Source organism: Hymenobacter fastidiosus, from assembly GCF_039539565.1.
In the GTDB taxonomy this organism is placed as follows: Bacteria; Bacteroidota; Bacteroidia; order Cytophagales; family Hymenobacteraceae; genus Hymenobacter; species Hymenobacter fastidiosus.
On sequence record NZ_BAABDJ010000002.1, the window covers coordinates 333,386 to 352,041 of the forward strand.

16 protein-coding genes are annotated in these 18,656 nt (G+C 63.4%); 6 read left to right on the forward strand and 10 right to left on the reverse strand.

All coding sequences use genetic code 11. The features are described from left to right. Nucleotides 1-95: 95 nt before the first annotated feature. From ABD833_RS02205 to pseC, 7 genes are read right to left on the reverse strand one after another with little or no spacing between them, the layout of a single operon-like run. Entirely contained in the window at nt 96-1,385 is a 1,290-nt protein-coding gene (locus ABD833_RS02205; protein WP_345070676.1) for a hypothetical protein, read from the reverse strand. A 2-nt stretch (nt 1,386-1,387) separates the two neighbouring features. Continuing rightward, nucleotides 1,388-2,098, reverse strand: a complete 711-nt coding sequence (locus ABD833_RS02210; protein WP_345070677.1) for a PIG-L deacetylase family protein — start codon at nt 2,096-2,098, stop codon at nt 1,388-1,390. Further along, nucleotides 2,088-3,026: an acyltransferase gene (locus tag ABD833_RS02215; protein WP_345070679.1), complete on the reverse strand. Its 939-nt coding sequence runs from the start codon at nt 3,024-3,026 to the stop codon at nt 2,088-2,090. The genes ABD833_RS02210 and ABD833_RS02215 overlap by 11 nt, the downstream gene beginning before the upstream one ends. Before the next feature lie 34 nt (nt 3,027-3,060). After that, entirely contained in the window at nt 3,061-4,110 is a 1,050-nt protein-coding gene (gene pseI, locus ABD833_RS02220; RefSeq protein ID WP_345070680.1) for a pseudaminic acid synthase, read from the reverse strand. 5 nt (nt 4,111-4,115) lie between these two features. Next, nucleotides 4,116-5,600, reverse strand: coding sequence for a UDP-2,4-diacetamido-2,4,6-trideoxy-beta-L-altropyranose hydrolase (gene pseG, locus ABD833_RS02225; protein ID WP_345070681.1), 1,485 nt, complete (start codon nt 5,598-5,600; stop codon nt 4,116-4,118). Then, nucleotides 5,597-6,340, reverse strand: coding sequence for a cytidylyltransferase domain-containing protein (locus ABD833_RS02230; protein WP_345070683.1), 744 nt, complete (start codon nt 6,338-6,340; stop codon nt 5,597-5,599). The genes pseG and ABD833_RS02230 overlap by 4 nt, the downstream gene beginning before the upstream one ends. Then, nucleotides 6,340-7,494, reverse strand: a complete 1,155-nt coding sequence (gene pseC / locus ABD833_RS02235; RefSeq protein WP_345070685.1) for a UDP-4-amino-4,6-dideoxy-N-acetyl-beta-L-altrosamine transaminase — start codon at nt 7,492-7,494, stop codon at nt 6,340-6,342. The genes ABD833_RS02230 and pseC overlap by 1 nt, the downstream gene beginning before the upstream one ends. Nucleotides 7,495-7,658: 164 nt before the next feature. Here pseC and ABD833_RS02240 point away from each other — a divergent pair, with 164 nt between their 5' ends. From ABD833_RS02240 to ABD833_RS02250, 3 genes are all read left to right on the forward strand, one after another. Beyond that, on the forward strand, nt 7,659-8,456 hold the full coding sequence (locus ABD833_RS02240; protein WP_345070686.1) for a hypothetical protein: 798 nt from the start codon (nt 7,659-7,661) through the stop codon (nt 8,454-8,456). A gap of 144 nt (nt 8,457-8,600) precedes the next feature. Continuing rightward, a complete protein-coding gene (locus ABD833_RS02245; protein WP_345070688.1) occupies nt 8,601-9,200 on the forward strand; it encodes a hypothetical protein in 600 nt (199 codons plus the stop codon). Then, nucleotides 9,110-9,781, forward strand: a complete 672-nt coding sequence (locus ABD833_RS02250; RefSeq protein WP_345070689.1) for a hypothetical protein — start codon at nt 9,110-9,112, stop codon at nt 9,779-9,781. Before ABD833_RS02245 ends, ABD833_RS02250 begins: the two co-directional genes overlap by 91 nt. Here ABD833_RS02250 and pseB read toward each other — a convergent pair. Then, nucleotides 9,691-10,710, reverse strand: a complete 1,020-nt coding sequence (gene pseB, locus ABD833_RS02255; protein ID WP_345070864.1) for a UDP-N-acetylglucosamine 4,6-dehydratase (inverting) — start codon at nt 10,708-10,710, stop codon at nt 9,691-9,693. The two genes, ABD833_RS02250 and pseB, sit on opposite strands and share 91 nt — an antisense overlap. A 226-nt stretch (nt 10,711-10,936) precedes the next feature. On the opposite strand from pseB, the gene ABD833_RS02260 reads away from it, so the two are divergent. Beyond that, nucleotides 10,937-12,796: a hypothetical protein gene (locus ABD833_RS02260; protein WP_345070691.1), complete on the forward strand. Its 1,860-nt coding sequence runs from the start codon at nt 10,937-10,939 to the stop codon at nt 12,794-12,796. A 46-nt stretch (nt 12,797-12,842) separates the two neighbouring features. Here ABD833_RS02260 and ABD833_RS02265 read toward each other — a convergent pair whose 3' ends face one another. Continuing rightward, on the reverse strand, nt 12,843-14,135 hold the full coding sequence (locus ABD833_RS02265; protein ID WP_345070693.1) for a glycosyltransferase family 4 protein: 1,293 nt from the start codon (nt 14,133-14,135) through the stop codon (nt 12,843-12,845). A gap of 121 nt (nt 14,136-14,256) precedes the next feature. On the opposite strand from ABD833_RS02265, the gene ABD833_RS02270 reads away from it, so the two are divergent. Next, on the forward strand, nt 14,257-14,628 hold the full coding sequence (locus tag ABD833_RS02270) for a hypothetical protein (RefSeq protein ID WP_345070694.1): 372 nt from the start codon (nt 14,257-14,259) through the stop codon (nt 14,626-14,628). 48 nt (nt 14,629-14,676) lie between these two features. Continuing rightward, the gene (gene ffh / locus ABD833_RS02275; RefSeq protein ID WP_345070695.1) at nt 14,677-16,023 is read left to right on the forward strand and encodes a signal recognition particle protein; all 1,347 of its coding nucleotides are present in this window, start codon (nt 14,677-14,679) and stop codon (nt 16,021-16,023) included. 87 nt (nt 16,024-16,110) lie between these two features. Here ffh and ABD833_RS02280 read toward each other — a convergent pair whose 3' ends face one another. Continuing rightward, nucleotides 16,111-18,495, reverse strand: coding sequence for a T9SS type A sorting domain-containing protein (locus tag ABD833_RS02280; protein WP_345070696.1), 2,385 nt, complete (start codon nt 18,493-18,495; stop codon nt 16,111-16,113). Between the last annotated feature and the right edge of the window lie 161 nt (nt 18,496-18,656).

Here is an 18,656-nt window from a genome sequence, read left to right on the forward strand (position 1 = left end):
GTTCTGGCGATGGTTCCGTACTGGGGCCGGTTCCGTTCTGGCGATGGTTCCCGCAGAGGAGCGCAGAGGATTTCGCAGAGGACGCAGAGCTGTTCTTATGGAGTGGTGTTCAGCCATTCCTCCAGCTGCCGTAATGCCCGCTGCTGGCTGTGGCCCTCGTCGGCGGTGCCGAGCGTGGCATTGTAGTAGATGGCGCGACGGTAGTGGTCGGTGGGCTTGTGCAGCTGGTACTGGCGCAGCAGGGCCGTTAGCTCGGGCAGAGAGTGGACGCGGTCCACGAGGCCGTGGGCCGCGTAGCCGTAGTAGTCGTCGGCAATGCCGTGGGTGCCGAAGCGGTAGTAGAGGCTGACCACGTTCAGCAGGGTGGCTTCGAGGTGGGTGCTGGTGTCGGCGGCAATAAGCGCATCCTGCTGCTGCAGAAACTCAAACACGTTTTGCTGCCGGGCATCGGAGAAAAGTAGCTGCGGATGATGTTGGCCCAAAAAGCGGAAGTCGCGCCGGTCGCCGGGGTGGGGGCGGAAGGTGAAGGTGAGGCCGGGGAAATCCCGGAACAGGTGGTCTACGACGGCGGCAATGGCGGCGGTGGCGTCAAGGGCATTGCAGGCTATTCCCACGCGCTGCACGGTAGGATTCAGGTTCTTTGCCGCCAGAAAAGCATCCGCCTTGGGCATACCCACCAGCGCCACCCGGCCGGGTACGGGGCCGCACTGCCGGTACTTGTCCAGCGCGTCCTGGCCTTCGAGCAGGCTCAGATCGAAGCCCAGTGGAGGGAAGTTGGTGCTCACGCTGGCGTGCTGCACGTAGGCCGTGGGCACGCCGCCGGCCCGGGCCGCCAGCAGCAGGGCGCGGGAGTCGTCGTTGTGGTCGTTGGCGAAGATGATGGCCCGGGGCCGGTAGTGGCGCAAAGCCCGCCCGTACACCTCGTAGTAGCCGACGGCGTTGAAAATCAGGTCGAAAAACCGCCACGCCCGCCGGCCCTCCGTCCGCATCAGGCTAATCAGCACCAACTGAAACTGCCAGTAGTACAGCAGCTTGCGCCGCAGCGAAAGCCGGTTGACCACCGCGTTGTAGCGCCCGATTTCCTTGCTTTGCCCCGCCACCAGCACGCTGTCGGGCCGGGCGGCGCGGATGAACTGCAGCGCCTCGTAGTTGTTCTGGCTCACCACGTACAGCCACACCTTTCCCTGTAGCGGCTCGGGGTTGCGGACGGGCCGGAACACATTGCCAACGAGGCGCACGGCCGCGTAGCCGAGAACTTTGGCGAGCCGACGCAGGGGGTCCGGCGGCGAAATACCGGCCAGCACGTGGGCCGGAAACGCGGCGAAATGGTCGGTGAAGCGGACGTAGAGAATGTCCCGGAGCCGCTGGGTCAGCTGGTCGAGCACGGCTACCCGATGTGCCGGATGAGCATAAACGCCTCGGCCAAGGGCTGCCCAATCACGATGCCCCAGCGCTGGGCCTGGATGCGCAGCGCTTCCGGCGAGCGGGGGTGCGGATACGCCCGCTTTTCAAACTCGTAGGCCTCCATGCCCGCAATCTTAGCCGCCACATCTGCCTCGCCCACGGCCAGAAAGAAGTTGGGCAGAAAGGGGTTCGGGTAATTAGCCGCCTGCCACTCGGTCGACGAAGGCGTTTCGCAGGCCAGAATAGTGCGGGCCGGTTCGCCGGGCAACGGGCGGGTGGCGGTAATGACGGCTTCGAACGTGCGGCGGTGGTCGATGTTGGTGTCGCCGCCGTGGTGGGTGAAAATGACATCGGGCTGAAAATCCTCCTTTTCCTGCTCCACCACTTTCACGATATCCAGCAGGTCCACGGAGTCGAAGCGGTTGTCGGCGAAATCGTGGATGCCGGTGGAGGCGTAGCCGATGGCCTGGGCCGCCCGCTGGATGTTGGCGCGGTGCACGCGAAGCTCGGCCGCCCACTTTTCCGGGTCGCGCACGGTGGCCCGGGACGTGATGCCCTCCCCCAGGATGATGGCGCGGGCCGTGCAGCCATGCTCGTGCACCAGGCGGTGAATGGTGGCGCCCAGGCCCAGCAGCTCATCATCAGGGTGGGCCACCACGACCAGCACTTTCTTGTTTTTCCAGTTAAAGGGCATCGGGCGAAACGGCTAGCAGACGACGGTATTCGGCGGGCAGGATGGAGGAAAAGGCCTGGCCGGTGTAAAACTTGATGCCGCGGCGGCGCAGGAAGTCCCGGAAGTCTTCCTCCACCTCGGTGAAGGCTCCCGCAGTCTTCATCGTGTCGAGGTGAAACACCACCTCGTTGCAGCGCAGCGCGTGCCGCTCCGGCGCGTAGGTCAGCTGCACGCGCAGGTCTTTGTAGGCGGCCAGCGCCTCGTAGTCCTGCACGATGCGGCGGATGAGCTGCTCGTTGCGGGCCGCGTCGTGGCTCGGGTACACGTTTTCCTTCAGGACGCGTACCGGAATGCCGCCGGCCAGGCAGCCGTCGGGCAGATCCTTGTTGATCAGGGAGTTGGTGCCGATGACCACGTGGTTGCCGATACGGCGGTTGGGCAGTACCGTCGACTTGGCGGGCAGCCACACCTGATTGCCGATGCTGACGGGCCCAAAATCGGCGGGAAACCCTTCCAGCACCGGCAGGTAGGAGCCGTGGGTCCAGATGGCCACATCCTCGCCGATGCCGACCTGCTCACCGATGGTGATAGAATGGTTGACGTTCAGCGTGATACGCGCGCAGATCATGGAGTAGGAGCCTACTTGCAGATGCGCATCCGGACTGAACTTGCCACCGTGGCCGACCACCACGTTCGAGTCCCAATACACGTACTCGCCGATGCGCACGGTGCGGGCCGTCAGGTCGTTGTGGTGGCCCAGAATGGTGCGGGCCCCGATTGTGAGGTGCTGCCCGATGAGAAACCGGTTGTGGGCGCCGATAACGACGTTGTCGGCAATGACGCAGTCGGTGGCCCGGATCTGGGTGTCGGCCCCGATGCGGAAGTTTGCCCCGATGCTGATACGCTCGGCAATGATAAAGCTGCCGTTATCGAATTTGCGGATTTCCATGGGCCCGAAGATAGGGGAATGATGCACTGGGCGCCTACAGCGCGTCCCAGGTGAGGGCCGTGCCCCGGCGCAGGGCCTGCCGCACCGGCCGGCCCAGCACTTCCTCCAGGTGGTGGGGAGCCAGACCGTGCCCGGGCCGGATCACCCGGATGTTTTCGGCGGTAAGCCGCTCGCCGGCGGCAATGTCCTGCGTCACGTAGATGGAGCGGCGGAAGCCCAACGACTTCTGCTCGGCGGTGGTGGGGCCGTACGTCACCTGTCCCAGGGCCTGCTGCGCCTGCCGGCACTCGTCCACCAGCCGCTTCATTTCGGCAGGCTCCATGGAGAAGGACGAGTCGGGGCCGCCGTCGGCGCGGCGGATAGTAAGGTGCTTCTCAAGGACGGTGGCGCCCAGCACCGTGGCCGCTACGCCCACGCCGGTGCCCATCGTGTGGTCGGAAAGGCCTACGTGGCAGCCCAGCATGGCCCGCAGGTGCGGAATCGTGCGCAGGTTCGTATTCAGCGGCAGGGCCGGGTAGGTGCTGGTGCATTTGAGCAATACCACCTGGTCATTGCCTTCCTCCCGCATGATCTGCACCATGCGCTCCAGCTCGGCCAGGCTGGCCATACCGGTGGAGATGATAACGGGCTTGCCCGTGCGCGCGGCCCGCCGGATCAGGTCGGGCCAGTTGTTTTCGAAGGAGGCAATCTTGTAGGCCGGGCAGCCGAGCGTTTCCAGAAAGTCGATGGCCTCCACCGAAAACGGGGAGCTGAAGCCGACCATGCCCAGCTCGGCGGCCCGGGCAAAAATGGGCGCGTGCCACTCGAAAGGCGTGTGGTTGGTGGTGTAGAGCTCGTACAGCGACTGGCCTTCCCAGTCGTCGTTGGCCCCGCGCACGATGAAGTCGGGCTCCCGGCTGTCGAGCGTGAGCATGGCGGGCGTGCTGGTCTGGATTTTCAGCGCCTGGCAGCCGGCCGCGGCCGCGGCATCTACAATTGCCAGGGCTTTTTCCAGGGACTGGCCGTGGTTGCCCGACATTTCGGCAATAATAAAAGGCGGGTGGGCGTCGCCGATGCGGTGGGAACCCAGAACAATATCCTGCATAGTCTTTATTCAGCGGCGGACGTTACGTCCAGCCGAAACACGTCATACATTTCGCCGTGCACCCGCACGGGCGTCAGCGGGGCAAAGCCCAGGCGGTGAAATACCCGGGCGGAAGGCAGGTTGGCGGCCTTCACCTGGCCTAGCAGCGCCCAGCTGCCGGTTTTGTCGTGGCGCAGCTGCCCCAGCGCCCGCCGCAGCACGGCCAGCCCCAGGCCCTGACCGCGGAAACCGGCTGCTACCGAGTAGTCGATGGTGCCTTCGCCTTCGGCAAACTCGACCCGCACCTGCCCGACGGGCTGGCCGGCCCGCTCAAAAATATAGAGAAACGAGTCAGCATCGGCCAGGCGGCGCGAAAACCAGGCTTCGTGCGTGGTCCAGGCAATAGGCTCGGCCTGGAGGGCATTGCTCCGCACGGCACTATCGTTGGCCCACTCGAAGTACTGCCGTGCATCGGCGACTACGGCGCGGCGGAGGGTGAGCTGGTAGGCGGTATGCAGCTGCTGAAAGACGCGGCGGAAGCGCTGGGCCGCCGCGCCGTCGAACACGGCCCGCTGCCGTAGCCGCAGTTGGTGAGCAAGTTCGGGCAGGGCGTCATCGGCCATTGCTTCCAGCTCCGCCAACGGCCGCGCCAGGCCGGCCTCGGTGAGGTAGGTAAACAGGCGCTGCTGGTTGTCGGCAATGGGATGCAGCAGCACCAGCCCGCCCACCGCGCAGCATTCGTAAGCCATGCCGCTGGGCGGACAGACGTGCAGGCCGCAGAGCCCCAGCAGATCCGCCAGCTCGGCAGCCCCCAGGTTATGATACAGATAGACTCCGGGCAGCCCGCTGGTGGCCCGCGCCAACTCGGGCTGATGCGGGTAGGCGGCGCCCGTAACCACGGCCAGCGACTTGTGCGGAAACCGTTGCCGGAGCTGGTGCAGCGTGCGTAGGGTATGGTTCTGGGGGTCGGCCCCGCCCATGTTCAGGAATATCCGCTCCAGATCCAGTCCCGTTTCGACTCGTTGAGCGGCCGCCTGAAATGGCGGGCGCAGCAGAGCATAGGCCGGCCCCAAACAAAGCTCCCCGCCCGGAATCTGCCGGTATTCGGCCGGCGTAATGCCGCCGGCCTGGTTGATAACCACGTCGGCCCACTGATAGTGGCGGAGCAGATCATCGAGGTAAACCAGCCCCTGGCCCCGGTTCCCCAGCCGCCGCTGATAGTCGGCCGTAAACTGGTAGCCATCCAGCACTACCAGCTGGCCGGGGGGCAGCTGGGACAGCAGCCAGTCGGCTTCCTGGGCCAGGGTGGCGAAAGCCGGCACCACCAGGACCGTCGGGCAGATGGCCCGGATCTGCCGCAGCACGGCCGGCCCGGGGTCGTGGATGGCGAAGATGCCCTCAAAATCCGGGGCCAGCATGGCCGCCAGCGCCAGGCAGCGGGTGACGTGCCCGAGGCCGATGGTAGCGTTGCCGTCGGCCCGGAATACAAGGCGGGGATGCGCCGGGCTCATATTTTCTTTTGCTCAATGTGGGCATTGAGAGCCACCAGCTCCGGATGCTGATCCAGCAGCTGCACCAGCGCATCCGTACTGAGTGCAGCGGCCCCGTACGCCTCAATCAGCTGCTGGATCAGCCGAAAATCGTCGGCGGTATCTACCGTCAGGCGGTACGAGCTGCGGTCTTCGGCGCGGGTGACGTGCTGAAAACGAACCCGGCCGGAGCGGTTCTGGTGGATATACGGGGTGACGTGCTCCCGGTCGGAAGCCGCCGTGGCCTGCGCCTGGGCCTCGTCGAGCAGCTCGCGGGAAAAGACCTCAAAATCCAGCCCCCGCGGAAACGTGCGCTCCAGCACGTTGGACAGATACAGCCGCGAGTCGTTCTGCCGCAGGTAGTCGGCCACGCCCTGCCCGATCAGGCCGCCATCCAGCAGCGGGCAGTCGGAGGTGACGCGCACGATAACGTCCAGCGCCTGGGCCCGCGCCGTCAGCCAGTAGCGGCTCAGCACGTCGTCTTCGTCGCCGCGGCAGCACGGCAGCTGCCGCGCGGCCGCGAAATCCGCCAGCGGATCGTCGGTGGCGTTGGTGGTAATGGCCAATAGGACCGGCCAGCCCGCCTGCTGCAACCGCGCCACGTGGTAGTGCAGCAGCGGCTGCCCCGCCACGGGCAGCAGCACCTTGCCCGGCAGGCGGGTGCTGGTCATGCGGGCCTGGGAGATGATGCCGACGCGGGGGTGGGAGGGAAGCCGGGCCATTACTGCTGCCGGATGAATTCCTGAATGCAGGCCACCACGTAGTCCTGCTGCTCATCGGTGAGCGTGGGAAACATCGGAATGCTCAGGCAGTGCGCGTAGTAGGCTTCGGCCCGCGGAAAGGTGCCCGGCTGCCAGCCCAGCTGCTGGTAGTAGGGCATGGCGGGCACCGGGATGTAGTGGACCTGGGCGAAGATCTGCTTCTCGCGCAGGAAATCGTACAGGCCTTTGCGGTCCGGCACCTGAATCACGTACAGGTGGTAGGCGTGGCCGGCGGCTCCCGCCAGGGGCCGCACGCTGGGCAGCGGGGCAAAGGCGGCATCGTAGCGGGCGGCCAGCTGCCGGCGCCGGGCCAGGCCCGCCTCGGCGCGCTCCAGCTGGCTGATGCCCAGGGCGCAGAGCATGTCGGGCATACGGTAGTTGTAGCCCAGCTCCTGCATTTCCATGTACCAGCCGCCGTCGTGGCGCTGCATCTGGGCCGGGTCCTTGGTGATGCCATGGGTACGCAGCTTCAGCAGATCCTGATACAGCGCCTCGCTGTTGGTGGTAATCATGCCGCCTTCGCCGGTGGCAATGTGCTTGACGGGGTGAAAGCTGAAGATGGCCAGCTCGGCCAGCTGCCCGCTGCCGCAGCGCTGCTCCCGGCCCTGCGAGTCGGTGAAAGAGCCGCCGGGAGAATGGCAGGAGTCCTCAATGAGCCAGAGGCCGAACTCATCGGCCAGCTGCCGGGCTTCCTCCAGATTGACGGGCAGGCCGGCAAAATCAACCGGAATCAGGCCGTGGAAATAGCCCCGGGGGTGCCTTTCCAGCAGCTGCCGGACCTGCTGCAAATCGATCAGGGCCGTGGCGGGGTCGATGTCAGCGAAATGAACTTCGCCGCCGCAGTAGAGTACGCAGTTGGCGGAGGCAGCGAAAGTAATGGGCGAGGTAATCACGCGCTGCCCCGGCTGCACGCCCAGCGCCAGCGCGCACAGGTGCAGGGCCGCGGTACCGTTGGCCACCGCTACGGCGTAGCGGGCGCCGATGTAGGCGGCAAATTTCTGCTCGAACTCCGCCACCTTCGGCCCCTGGGTGAGGAAATCGGATTGCAGAGTTTCAGTTACGGCGGCAATGTCGGCGGCGGTGATGTGCTGGCGGCCGTAGGGAATTGGAGACATCGGAATGGAAAGAAGGCGAGGCAGGCAAAGGTCAGAAAACGCGGACAACCCGCAAGGACGCGGCGGGAAAGTACCACCTTCGGTGCCTGTAGCTAACCGCCTGGAGCCGCTTTTGGTCTGAGCTACTCTATTAATATCAGCCACTTTTAGCCCGGCAATTTATTATGAAGAGTATTTACAAGGGAGTACTATTGTTTTTGGGCTGGGCCGTCGGCGCCCTCTGCCCCGTCGCCAGCGCCCAGGCCCAACCGGAAAATGGTAACTGGTATTTTGGCAATCAGGCTGGGGTAAGCTTTACGGCGCCGGTGCCGGTTGCCCTGTCGGCTAACGCCATGACTTCCTGCGAGGGCAGCGCCTCCGTGTCCACGACTACCGGCCAGCTGGCAATGTATAGCAATGGGGAGCAAGTCTGGGATACTGCCCACCAAGTAATGCCGGATGGTGCTGGCTTGGGCGGCCATAATCCGGCCTCCCAGGCCGCGTTGATTCTACCGGCCCCGGGCAGTGCCACGCGGTACTACCTGTTCACCGGCGATGCCATCGCCAACAATCTGGCGGGCGGCCGGCAGTATTCGCTGCTGGATGTGAGCCTGCACGATGGGCGGGCCAACGTGGTGGTCGGGCGCGGGGGCGTGCGGCTGCCCCCGCCCACGGGCAAGGTGACGGAGAAGCTTACGGCGGCCCTGCACGCCAACGGCCGCGACTACTGGGGGTGGTGCACGGCTGGGAATCGAATGCCTGCCACCGCTTTCTGCTCTCCCCCGGCGGCATCAGCTCCCCGCCCGCCGTTAGCACCGTCGGACCCAGCCATGAGGGAGGAGGCAGCTTTAACGGGGCCGCCAATGCCATTGGCTCCCTGCGCGGGTCGCCCAACGGGACAAAGCTGGCGCTGGCCCAGCGCGGCACCCAGGTTGAGCTCTACGACTTCGACAACGCCACCGGTACCGTATCAAACTTGCTGAGCCCGCGGGGCCTCAGCCACCGGTACTACGGAATAGCGTTTTCCCCCGATAATTCTCGCCGGTACACCACTACGTACTCAAGCAAAGGCGTTGGCAGTGATATTTACCAGGATGATCTGCAGGCTGGACCAGCCGAAGCTACCCGTGCTCCAGAACGATAATCGGCTCCGTAGCGGGCTTATCCGCCACTTTAACGACGGGGGGGCCGACGGCCGGATTTACGCCCCGGTGTTCGGCAAAAACTACCTGAACGTAATTGATACGCCCAACGCGCCGGGCGTGGCCGCGGGTTTCTGCGAAAATGGCGTTTCCCTGGGGGAAGGAATCGGGCAGAATGGCCTGCCCAACTACCCCAACGCCTTTCCCGCGCACCGCTGGACGGGGAGCGTGAGCTCCGCGTATACGGAAGCCGGTAACCGGAGCAAAAAGACGGTGCCCGCCGCCAATGATGCTGTATTCATTCCGGCCGGGGCCGCCCGGATGCCCGTCCTCACGGCCGCCGCCGCCCGCAACTTTACCGTGGAAGCCGGCGCCACGCTAACCGACAACGGGACGCTGACCGTGCTGGGCAACCTGGGCACGCCGGGTTCTGCCCCCGAACCCGACCCCGCCACCACCCGGATCAACGTGGCGGCTTACCGCTACGCCGCTGATTGCAAGGCGGGCTGGAGCCTGCCGGCTGCGCCGGCTATTCCGCTGGTAAGTGGTGTCGGCTACGCCGTGCAGGGGCACCCTCCGCGCTGACTTTCACCGGCGAGCCGGGCAATGGACCTTATCTGGCCGGGGGGCTGGCCCGCAGCGCGGCCACGCCTTCGGGATGGTGGCGGCCGGGCAATCCGTATCCGGCGCCCCTGGCCTGGGACCAGCCGCTGCCGGTGATTACGGGCCTCGATGCCGCCCTGTACACCCTGCAGTCGGCCGGGCGCTATGAGGGCCCGTACGCCAGCTTTGTGCGGGGCGTAAGCGTAAACGGGGGCTCAAACCTCATTCCGCCGGGCCAGGCGTTCTTCGTGCGCAACAGCCGGCCCGGAACTACGGCCACCCTCCGCTTTACCAACGCCGCCCGCCTGAGCACCTACCCCAGTCCGGCGGCCCGGTCCGCCCCCGAAGCCCGGACGCTGCTAACGCCGGAAGTGCAGGGCAGCGGCGGGGCCAGTCCGGCGGCGGTATACTTCGAAGCCGGTGCCACCCGCCGCTTCGACTCCGCCTTCAATGCCTGCCAGCGCGTCTGCGGCTACGCCTCAAACCCGGCATCGACGTGCCGGCGGATTTCTTCCCGGATCTGCTCGGCGGAAAGCCAGTCGTCGTTGTTGGCCGAGTTGTAGTGGAAGCCGGCGGCGACGCGCTTACCCGCGAAATGCCGGATGAAGTCGTCCACGTCCCAGCGCGGGGTGAAGGGCAGCACCACGTAGTATTTATCCAGCTCCACCGTGCTCAACGCGTCGGTTTCGGTTATCATTTCCTCGTGCAGCTTCTCGCCCGGCCGGATGCCGACAATTTCCTGCCGGCAGTCGGGGCCAATGGCTTTGGCTACCTCCGTGATTTTGTACGACGGAATCTTAGGCACGAAAATCTCGCCGCCCCAGGCATGCTCCAGCGCATAGAGCACCAGGTCCACGCCTTCCTCCAGGGAGATATTAAAGCGGGTCATGTCGGGGTGGGTGATGGGCAGCACTCCGGTGTGGCGGCGCTGCAGAAAGAAGGGCACCACTGAGCCCCGCGAGCCGATAACGTTGCCGTAGCGGACCACCGAAAAGCGCAGGTCGCGCCCGCCCTTCATGTTGTTGGCCGCCACGAAGAGCTTGTCCGAGCACAGCTTGGTGGCCCCGTACAGGTTAATGGGAGCCGCCGCTTTGTCGGTGCTCAACGCCACCACGTGCTTCACCCCACAATCCAGGGCGGCGTTGATAACGTTTTCGGCCCCGAAAATATTGGTTTTGATGCACTCCATCGGGTTGTACTCGGCCGCCGGCACCTGCTTCAGGGCCGCGGCGTGCACGATAACGTCGATACCCTCGCAGGCGCGCTTGAGCCGCTCACCGTCGCGCACATCCCCGATAAAGTAACGGATGGCCGGGAATTTATCGTGCGAAAACGTCTGCGACATCTCGTACTGCTTCAGCTCGTCGCGGGAGAAAACCACCAGGCGCTTCACCTCGGGGAATTGCCTGAATACCGTGGCAACGAACTGTTTGCCGAAGGAGCCGGTACCACCGGTTACCAGAATGGATTTGTGATTTAGGTCGAGGGCCATAGAGGGAAGAATGCCGTTGTCGCCCGGCTGGCAAAGCGCAAAAGTAGGCATTCTGTTATCAGTTGCCAGTTACCGGTTGGCGGTTGCCGGAATCAGAGCCGCCGTACGGGTTTCCAGTGGCCGGTTAGTCGTAGCTTTGGCCAATAATCTTGTGCTGAATCCGCCGCAATTGCTGCTGATCGTCCCGTAGTGACCCCGCACCAAAGGGTATGGTAACCAAACTCGCATGAAACCGGCAACTGGCAACGCACTACGGGCAACGGAACAGCCTATTAAACTCGTTATCTGGGATCTGGACGATACCTTCTGGCAGGGCACGCTTTCGGAGGGAGCCGTGGAAGCGCTGGCCGAAAACCTGGCGCTGGTGCGCGACACCGCCGCCCGGGGCATCATCCACACCATCGTTTCCAAGAATGACTTTGCCGCCGCCGAAGCCAAACTAACGGAGCTGGGCATCCGTGACCTGTTCGTATTTCCCCGCATCAGCTGGCAGCCCAAAGGCCCCATCATCCGGGAGTTGCTGGCAAGCATGCAGCTGCGGGCCCCCAATGCCCTGTTTCTGGACGACAACCCCATCAACCGCGCCGAAGCGCAGTTCTACAACCCCCAGCTGCAGGTAGCCGACCCCGCCGACCTGCCCCGGCTGGCTCCGCTGCTCCGCGCCAGCGGCAAGCCCGACCCCGAACTGAGCCGGCTGGAGCAGTACAGGCTGCTGGAGCGCCAGCAGCAGGCCCGCTCGTCGTATCAGGATAACCGGGCTTTCCTGCGCGATTCGCAGGTGCGCATTGAGTTCCGCGAAGGCCCGGCCGTAGGGCCCGACCTGGACCGCATCGAGGAGCTGATCAACCGCTCCAATCAGCTCAACTTCACCAAGCAGCGCGTTACCAAAGCCGGGCTGGCGGCTGGTTTCGAGGATCAGACCTGCCGTTGGGGCACCGTGCGGGTGCGCGACCGGTTCGGGGATTATGGTCTGGTGGGCGTATACTGCGTGGATCAGCAAGCGAACCGGCTGACGCAGCTCGTTTTTTCGTGCCGCATTCTGCACCTGGGCGTCGAGCAGTTCACCTACGCCTGGCTGGGATTCCCGCCGCTGACCGTGCAGGGCGAAGTAGCCACGGCACTGAACGCAACCGACACTCCCGACTGGATTAGCGGGGAAACGGCCCCTGCTGAGGGGGCCACGGACCGCCCCGCAACGGAGGCTGAGCCCAAAGGCCGGCTGCGGGTACTGCTCAAGGGCGGCTGCGATCTGGGCCAGCTGACCCCGTTTCTGCATGCATTTCAGCTGGACGTAAGCGAGGAATTCAACTTCGTAAACGAGAACCAGATTCCGGTCCACGTCGAGCATACCGTGCTGCTGCGCCACGGCCGCGAACTGCCGGCGGCCGGGCAGCAGCGCCTGGCCGCAACGCTGCCCTTTCTGGGGCGCGAAGCCTTCGATACGAAGTTGTGGAACGCGGATTTTGATGTCCTGATATATAGCCCGCTCATGGACTACACCCAGGAGCTGTACCGCGAAAAAGCCACTGGTCTCGAAATTCCCTTCGGCGGCTACCAGGATCTGACTGCCGTCGACCCGGCGGCTCAGGCGGCGAAGTATACCCAGCGCCGCTTCCGGGGGCTGGAGGAGGATTTTCTGCGCCGGTTTCAGCAGGAGTTTACCTGCGAAGGCCAGATTTCCCCGCTCCGCTTCCAGGAAAACCTGCGCTGGCTGCGGACCCGGCTGCCGGCGCACGTGCCCATCTTCTTCCTCAACGGGGCAGAAATTGACGTGCCCGGCTCCGGCGAAACCGGCGCGGCCGTGCGGCAGGCCGGCATGAACCAGGCGTTGCAGGAGTTCGTGACCGGAGCGGCAAACTGCTTTATCATCGACGTGCGCGACTTCGTGCGCACCCCGGCCGACGTAACCAACAACCTACGCCACTACCAGCGCCCCCACTACCGCACCCTGGCCCAGCGCGTGGCCGCGGCCATCAGCGCCTGGCACGGCCGCCAGCTGCCCCGCTCTGCCTGGGCTGATTTCCGGGCCCGGCTGGCCAGCCGCGTCCCCGGCAAGCTGCGCGGGGTGTGGGAAAAGCTGAAATAGACCAGGACGGGTAAGCCAAGGATATGGCCATCCTCGCCCGAAAAACCTACTTGATGAGCTTCACCAGCCGTTCCGTCAGCGAATAGCGGGAGTAGCGGGAGTGGTTCAGGGGCGGCAGGTCCAGGTTCGGGTTCACCCGCCAGGCCGCTACCTGGGCTTCCAGGTATTCCAGCATGTCGCCGTAGGCCAGGTAGGGAAAGGTGCGGCCGGCCCCGCACTCTTCCAGCAGCGTGTCGGCATCGGCACCCACGGGGCCAATACAGATAATGGGCTTGTTGGCCGCCAGGTACTCGAACACCTTGCCGGGCAGAATACCGAAGTTGTGGTCCACGTCGGGAATAGCCATCAGCAATACCGTGGAGCGCAGCAGGTAGCCTACCGATTGGTCGTGGGGCACGAAGGGAATCAGCTCGGTCCGGTCGCCGAGCTCGTGGTCGTGAATGAGCTGCTGCACACCCGCCGATACCTTGCCCACGAAACGCAGGCGCAGGTTCACGTCGGGGTGGCGGCGCGTGCATTCGCCACAGGCGGCCAGAAACAGCTCGATGTGGTAGATTTCCGAAATCGTGCCCGTGTGGGTAATCAGCAGCGCATCGGTGGGCGGAGTGGAAGGCTCCCGGAAGTCACTTTCGTCGTAGCCGTTGGGCAGCACGTGGAATTTGGCGTCGGTGAGCCGGGCCGATTTGCCCAGAAACAGCCGCTTGGTGTCGGGGCTCGTGACCAGCACCTCATCGGCCTGCTCCAGCACCTGCCGCTCGTAGCGGGCGTCGAGCCAGCGGGCGGGGCGGGTCTGGTTGAGCTCTTTGGAGTAGTAGATATCGGTCCAGGGGTCGCGCATATCGGCCAGCCAGCGCAGGCCGTAGCGCTTTTTGAGGGCCAGGCCAATCAGCTGGGTGGAATGGGGCGGGCTGCTGGTGAGCACCGCATCAAACGTTTCGCCCGCCGCAAACAGCTCTTCGCAGGCCCGCAGCACGTGGGCGTTCCACCCCCGGCGCGGGTCGGGAATGAACATATTGCCCCGTACAAACCTGAAAAACTGCTGCTGCAAGCTGGTCTTGCTTTCATTGGCAAAGCCGCCGTACGGAATCTGCTTACGCCCCGTGAGCTTCTTGTAGCTACCGAATGGCTCCGACGTGCCCGTGCGAATCACCCGGACCGAGGCCGGCACCTCGGCCGCCAGCGACGCGTCGAGCACCGGGTACGCACCCTGCTCCGGGTCCACGGTAATCACGGTCGGTTCCACGCCCAGGGCCGGCAGGTGCTTCACGAATTTCAACGTCCGCTGCACGCCCGCGCCCCCGGAAGGCGGCCAATAATAGGTGATGACGAGCAGGCGCATGAGGGACGGGAAAGCGAATTTGGGCGGTTTCGGAGCGTGAAGGTAAGCACGTATCGGCTTTCGCGGTTTTCTGGCTAATTTTGGGGCGCGAAACCCCCGCTTTTCGCGTATCTTGTTTGTTATGGCTGAAAATAATTCCGACCTGCTGGCCCTCATGGGCGACGTCCTGCGTGCCGTAGACCGGCAAACGGAGGAAAACAAGAAGGCTATTGACGAGCTGGGCGGCCGGTTTGAAGCCATCTTCAACCGCTTCGCCACGGCCACGGCCGACGGCTTTATTCGGATGGAGAAGAAGGTTGACGCGCTTAAAGAAGAAGTGGCCGGCGTCAAGCAGGAAGTGGCCGGCGTGAAGCAGGAAGTGGCTGGCCTGCGGCAGGATGTGCAGGGAATTGACCAGCGGCTGGCCCGCGTCGAAAAAAGCCTGCCCGTAGCCGAAGACGTTATTCGCCGCCTTATCATCCTCGAAAACATCGTGCTGAACAAGGCTTCCTAACGGCAAGTCATCAGCGAAATCAAGTAACTCAGCGCAAATCAGCGATTCATGTTCGATAACCTCAGCACCAAGCTCGATAAAGCCTTTAAAACCTTAAAAGGCCAGGGCAGCATCACCGAAATCAACGTCGCGGCGACCATCAAGGAAATCCGCCGCGCCCTCGTCGATGCCGACGTGAACTACAAGGTGGCCAAGGACGTCACCGACAAAATCAAGGATGAGGCCATGGGCCGCGACGTGCTGACCACCGTGTCGCCGGGGCAGCTGATGACCAAAATCGTGTACGACGAGCTGACCCAGCTCATGGGCGGCACGAAGGAAGACGTGGTGCTCAAGGGCGACCCGGCCGTGATTCTGCTCTCGGGCCTGCAGGGCTCGGGCAAAACCACCTTCGCCGGTAAGCTGGCCACCTTCATCAAGAAGCAGAACCGCACGGTACTGCTCGTGGCCTGCGACATCTACCGCCCGGCCGCTATCGACCAGCTGAAAGTACTGGGCGAGCAGGTGGGCGTGGAGGTGTACGCGGAGCCGGAGAACAAGAATCCGGTCGAGATTTCGCAGAACGCCATTGCCTACGCCAAGAAGAACAACAAAAAGGTCGTCATCATCGACACCGCCGGCCGTCTGGCCGTGGATGAGCAGATGATGGCGGAGATTGAGGCCGTGAAGCGGGCCATCAACCCCTCGGAAACGCTGTTCGTGGTGGATGCCATGACGGGCCAGGACGCGGTGAACACGGCCAAAACCTTCAACGACCGGCTGAGTTTCGACGGCGTGGTGCTCACCAAGCTCGACGGCGACTCCCGCGGGGGGGCGGCGCTGAGCATCCGGGCCGTGGTGGAAAAGCCCATCAAGTTTATCTCGACCGGCGAGAAGATGGAAGCTCTGGACATGTTCTATCCCGACCGGATGGCGCAGCGGATCCTGGGCATGGGCGACGTAATTTCGCTCGTGGAACGCGCCCAGCAGCAGTTCGATGAGGACGAGGCCAAGCGCATCAACCAGAAAATCCGCAAAAACCAGTTCAACTTCGACGACTTTCTCTCCCAGCTGGAGCAGATCAAGAAGATGGGCAACCTGAAGGATCTGGTGGGCATGATTCCCGGCATGAGCAAGGCCATCAAGGACGTGGACATCGACGACGACGCCTTCAAGCCGATTGAAAGCATCATCAAGAGCATGACCAAGCAGGAGCGGGCCACGCCCGAAATCCTGAACGGCTCCCGCCGCCGCCGCCTGGCCAAGGGCAGCGGCACCGACATTCAGCAGGTCAACAACCTGATGAAGCAGTTTGAGGACATGCGCAAGGTGATGCGCACCATGAACAAGATGAGCTCCACCAAGGGCGGTATGCAGCAAATGGCCAAAATGATGGGGATGAAAGGCCGGCTGTAGACTTTGCCTTCTGGCCCGCATAAAAAAACCCGAACGCCTGGCGTTCGGGTTTTTTTATGCGGGCCAGACAGACAGGGCGGCAAGCGTCTATTGCTTCACCACCCGCAGCGTCTGCAGGCCCTGCGGGGTCTGAACGCGGAGCAGATAGACCCCGGCGGGCTGGGCGCTCAGATTGACGGGAATAGTGTGGGACCCAGCGCCCAGCGACTGGTCGAAGCGCATCACTTCCATGCCCAGCATATTGAGAACCGTGCCCCGAATCGTGGTGGCTTTAGTCGTGCCGAGCGTGAGGGCTACGATACCGGTGGTTGGGTTGGGAGCTGCTGAAACTGCCACACCGCCGCCTTGCACGGCCACCACCGGCGAGTAGGCCGATTTGCCATTTGCATCTACTTGCCGCAGACGATAGTAGGCCGTGCCGGCCGCGGGCTGCCGATCCGGAAACGAGTAGGCGTGGCGGTTGGTGCTCGTGCCAGCACCCGCCACGGTGCCGATAACGCTGAACGTGCGGCCGTTGAGGCTGCGCTCTACGTCGAAGTGGCTGTTGTCTTTTTCGCTGGCCGTTGCCCAGGCGCAGTTCACTACCCCACCCACACGCATCACGTCGAACGAAACCAGCTCTACGGGCAATGGCTGCGACGCATCGGAGGAAACGGTGAAGGGCGAGAAAGTGGTGATGTTGGAGCGCGAAACGGTGTAGGTATCCGTGGTGGCGGGTACCAGCGTGGCCCTGGCCTCTACGGTCCGGTCCCAGAAGCCATTGTGGAAGTGGCTGACAAAGGCTTTGGCCGGTTCAAAATCAGCGGTTTGCTCCGTGTCTTTCCACTGCATTTTCACGGAAAGACTGACGTTGCCTTTCACTTCCTCGCTCACAAACCAGGTTTTGCCGACGCTCTTCGCGGCCGTAACCGGCGAGCCGATGCCCGTGTCGTTGGCATCATAGGTAGCATACTTATCGTCGGCTACCTGCACGGAAAATACATCTTCGGAACGGGTAGCCGACTGCCGCAGCGCGACGGGCAGATAGCTGGTGGCGGTACCAACGGGGAACAAAACCTCCGCGTTGTCGCTGAGCACCGACTGGCGCAGGCGGCCGCTGCTGCTGGTCACTACATACGCGTTGGCATCGGCCCCGAGTACTTTGCTGCCTTTGGTAATGGTTGCATTGAAGCTGCCCAGGCCGAGCTTGGCGCCGCTGAGCTGTAGATTTCCGTTCAGCAATACATTGCCGACCAGGGTTTTAGGGCCTGCGCCTTCCAGCAAGAGCCGGCCATAGCTGGCGGGCTTGATGGTGTGCGCGGCCGTAGCGCCCGCATAGACCACCGTGCTGGTGGGGGCCAGCAGGCCAAAGGCCACGGGCGTGGCGGCGGCCCCTTCCTCAATGCGCAAGGTAGACCCCGCCGTTACGTCTATGGGCACGCCGACGACGGTATTGTCGGCCAGCACGAGCAGACCTTCCTGGGCCGGATTGCCATTCTGCGCTGGAGCGCCGATGATGACCTTGGAATTAGCACCCGTGATGGTGGCCAGATCGGTGGCACTCACGGCCCCGGTTACATAATAAGTGCGGTTGGGTGCGTCCAGCGTAGCCGGCGACGCACCGGCGTTGTCCTTCCAGTCCAGCGTAGTGGCGGTGCCACGGCCACCACTGCCCGTGGGCCGGATGGGGGTTCCCTGGGCGAAGAATACGCTGGTCTGGGGCGTAATCAGTACATCATCGATGCTGACCCCGTTGCCATTGGTGGTGGGGTTGAGCACATAATCCCACCGGATCATAATCTCCTGACCGGGCAGGATATTGATATCGGCCAGCGTGGTTTGCACTACCCGGCGGTTGGCGGGCGAGTTGCCGTCGCGGCTCTGAATGACGGTGCCGGTGGAGGGGGCTGCTACCGTAAGGGCGGGCACCAGGGTCCAGGCATCGCCGATGGCTCCGGTGCTGAGGGTGGCAAAGTTTTCGCCCGGCGTGCTGCTGCTCTTGCGGTACGATACGTTCACGTAGGCCGCGGCGTCATTGCCGGAGTTGTACCACTGCTCCATGGCGTACTGGATTTCCAGATTCTGGATCGTTACGCTGGTGGCATTCTTCAGGCGGATGCCGGCGTAGCCCTTGCCCGTGTACATGCCGGTTTCGGCAATACCGCCGAAAGCCCGGTCAGTTTCGGCCACCTGACCAAAATGATAGTAGTTGCCCGATACCCGCGAGCCATCATTGGCTGAAACACTGGCGGGGAAAAGCGAGCCGCTGCCAAACTGCGGATCGGCCTGCGTTTCGGCATACACGCCTACCATCGAAGGAATGGCCGTGGTGCCGTGGGAGAAGGCCACATCTCCACTCATGGCATCAAAATTCTGGGCATAGGGAGTCAGGTTGCTATCCGTAAACATATACTGCGCGGAGGCGGGCAGCGCACCGATTAGCGACAACAGCAGAAGACCGGACTTCGGATTGCTTGCGTAATTTTTTTTCATGAGGAGCAAATAACGTAGAAGGAAGTTTTGGTACTTTTTACAGTCTGAAGGATATTGACCAAGCAGGGATCAGTCGATGTTATTACAAAAATACGAAACAAAAGTTCAGCTCTATGGTCTTTTGTAAGAGTTTTTTGTGAATTTATGCCGGGTAATTAGCT

Bases quoted from the DNA above. Each gene is read 5' to 3' on its own strand.
- ABD833_RS02230 (WP_345070683.1), bottom strand. From the start codon at position 6,340: ATGGCCCGGCTTCCCTCCCACCCCCGCGTCGGCATCATCTCCCAGGCC.
- ABD833_RS02280 (WP_345070696.1), bottom strand. From the start codon at position 18,495: ATGAAAAAAAATTACGCAAGCAATCCGAAGTCCGGTCTTCTGCTGTTG.
- pseC (WP_345070685.1), bottom strand. From the start codon at position 7,494: ATGTCTCCAATTCCCTACGGCCGCCAGCACATCACCGCCGCCGACATT.
- pseI (WP_345070680.1), bottom strand. From the start codon at position 4,110: ATGCAGGATATTGTTCTGGGTTCCCACCGCATCGGCGACGCCCACCCG.
- pseB (WP_345070864.1), bottom strand. From the start codon at position 10,710: ATGGCCCTCGACCTAAATCACAAATCCATTCTGGTAACCGGTGGTACC.
- ABD833_RS02215 (WP_345070679.1), bottom strand. From the start codon at position 3,026: ATGGAAATCCGCAAATTCGATAACGGCAGCTTTATCATTGCCGAGCGT.
- pseG (WP_345070681.1), bottom strand. From the start codon at position 5,600: ATGAGCCCGGCGCATCCCCGCCTTGTATTCCGGGCCGACGGCAACGCT.
- ffh (WP_345070695.1), top strand. From the start codon at position 14,677: ATGTTCGATAACCTCAGCACCAAGCTCGATAAAGCCTTTAAAACCTTA.
- ABD833_RS02240 (WP_345070686.1), top strand. From the start codon at position 7,659: ATGAAGAGTATTTACAAGGGAGTACTATTGTTTTTGGGCTGGGCCGTC.
- ABD833_RS02260 (WP_345070691.1), top strand. From the start codon at position 10,937: ATGAAACCGGCAACTGGCAACGCACTACGGGCAACGGAACAGCCTATT.
- ABD833_RS02210 (WP_345070677.1), bottom strand. From the start codon at position 2,098: ATGCCCTTTAACTGGAAAAACAAGAAAGTGCTGGTCGTGGTGGCCCAC.
- ABD833_RS02270 (WP_345070694.1), top strand. From the start codon at position 14,257: ATGGCTGAAAATAATTCCGACCTGCTGGCCCTCATGGGCGACGTCCTG.
- ABD833_RS02265 (WP_345070693.1), bottom strand. From the start codon at position 14,135: ATGCGCCTGCTCGTCATCACCTATTATTGGCCGCCTTCCGGGGGCGCG.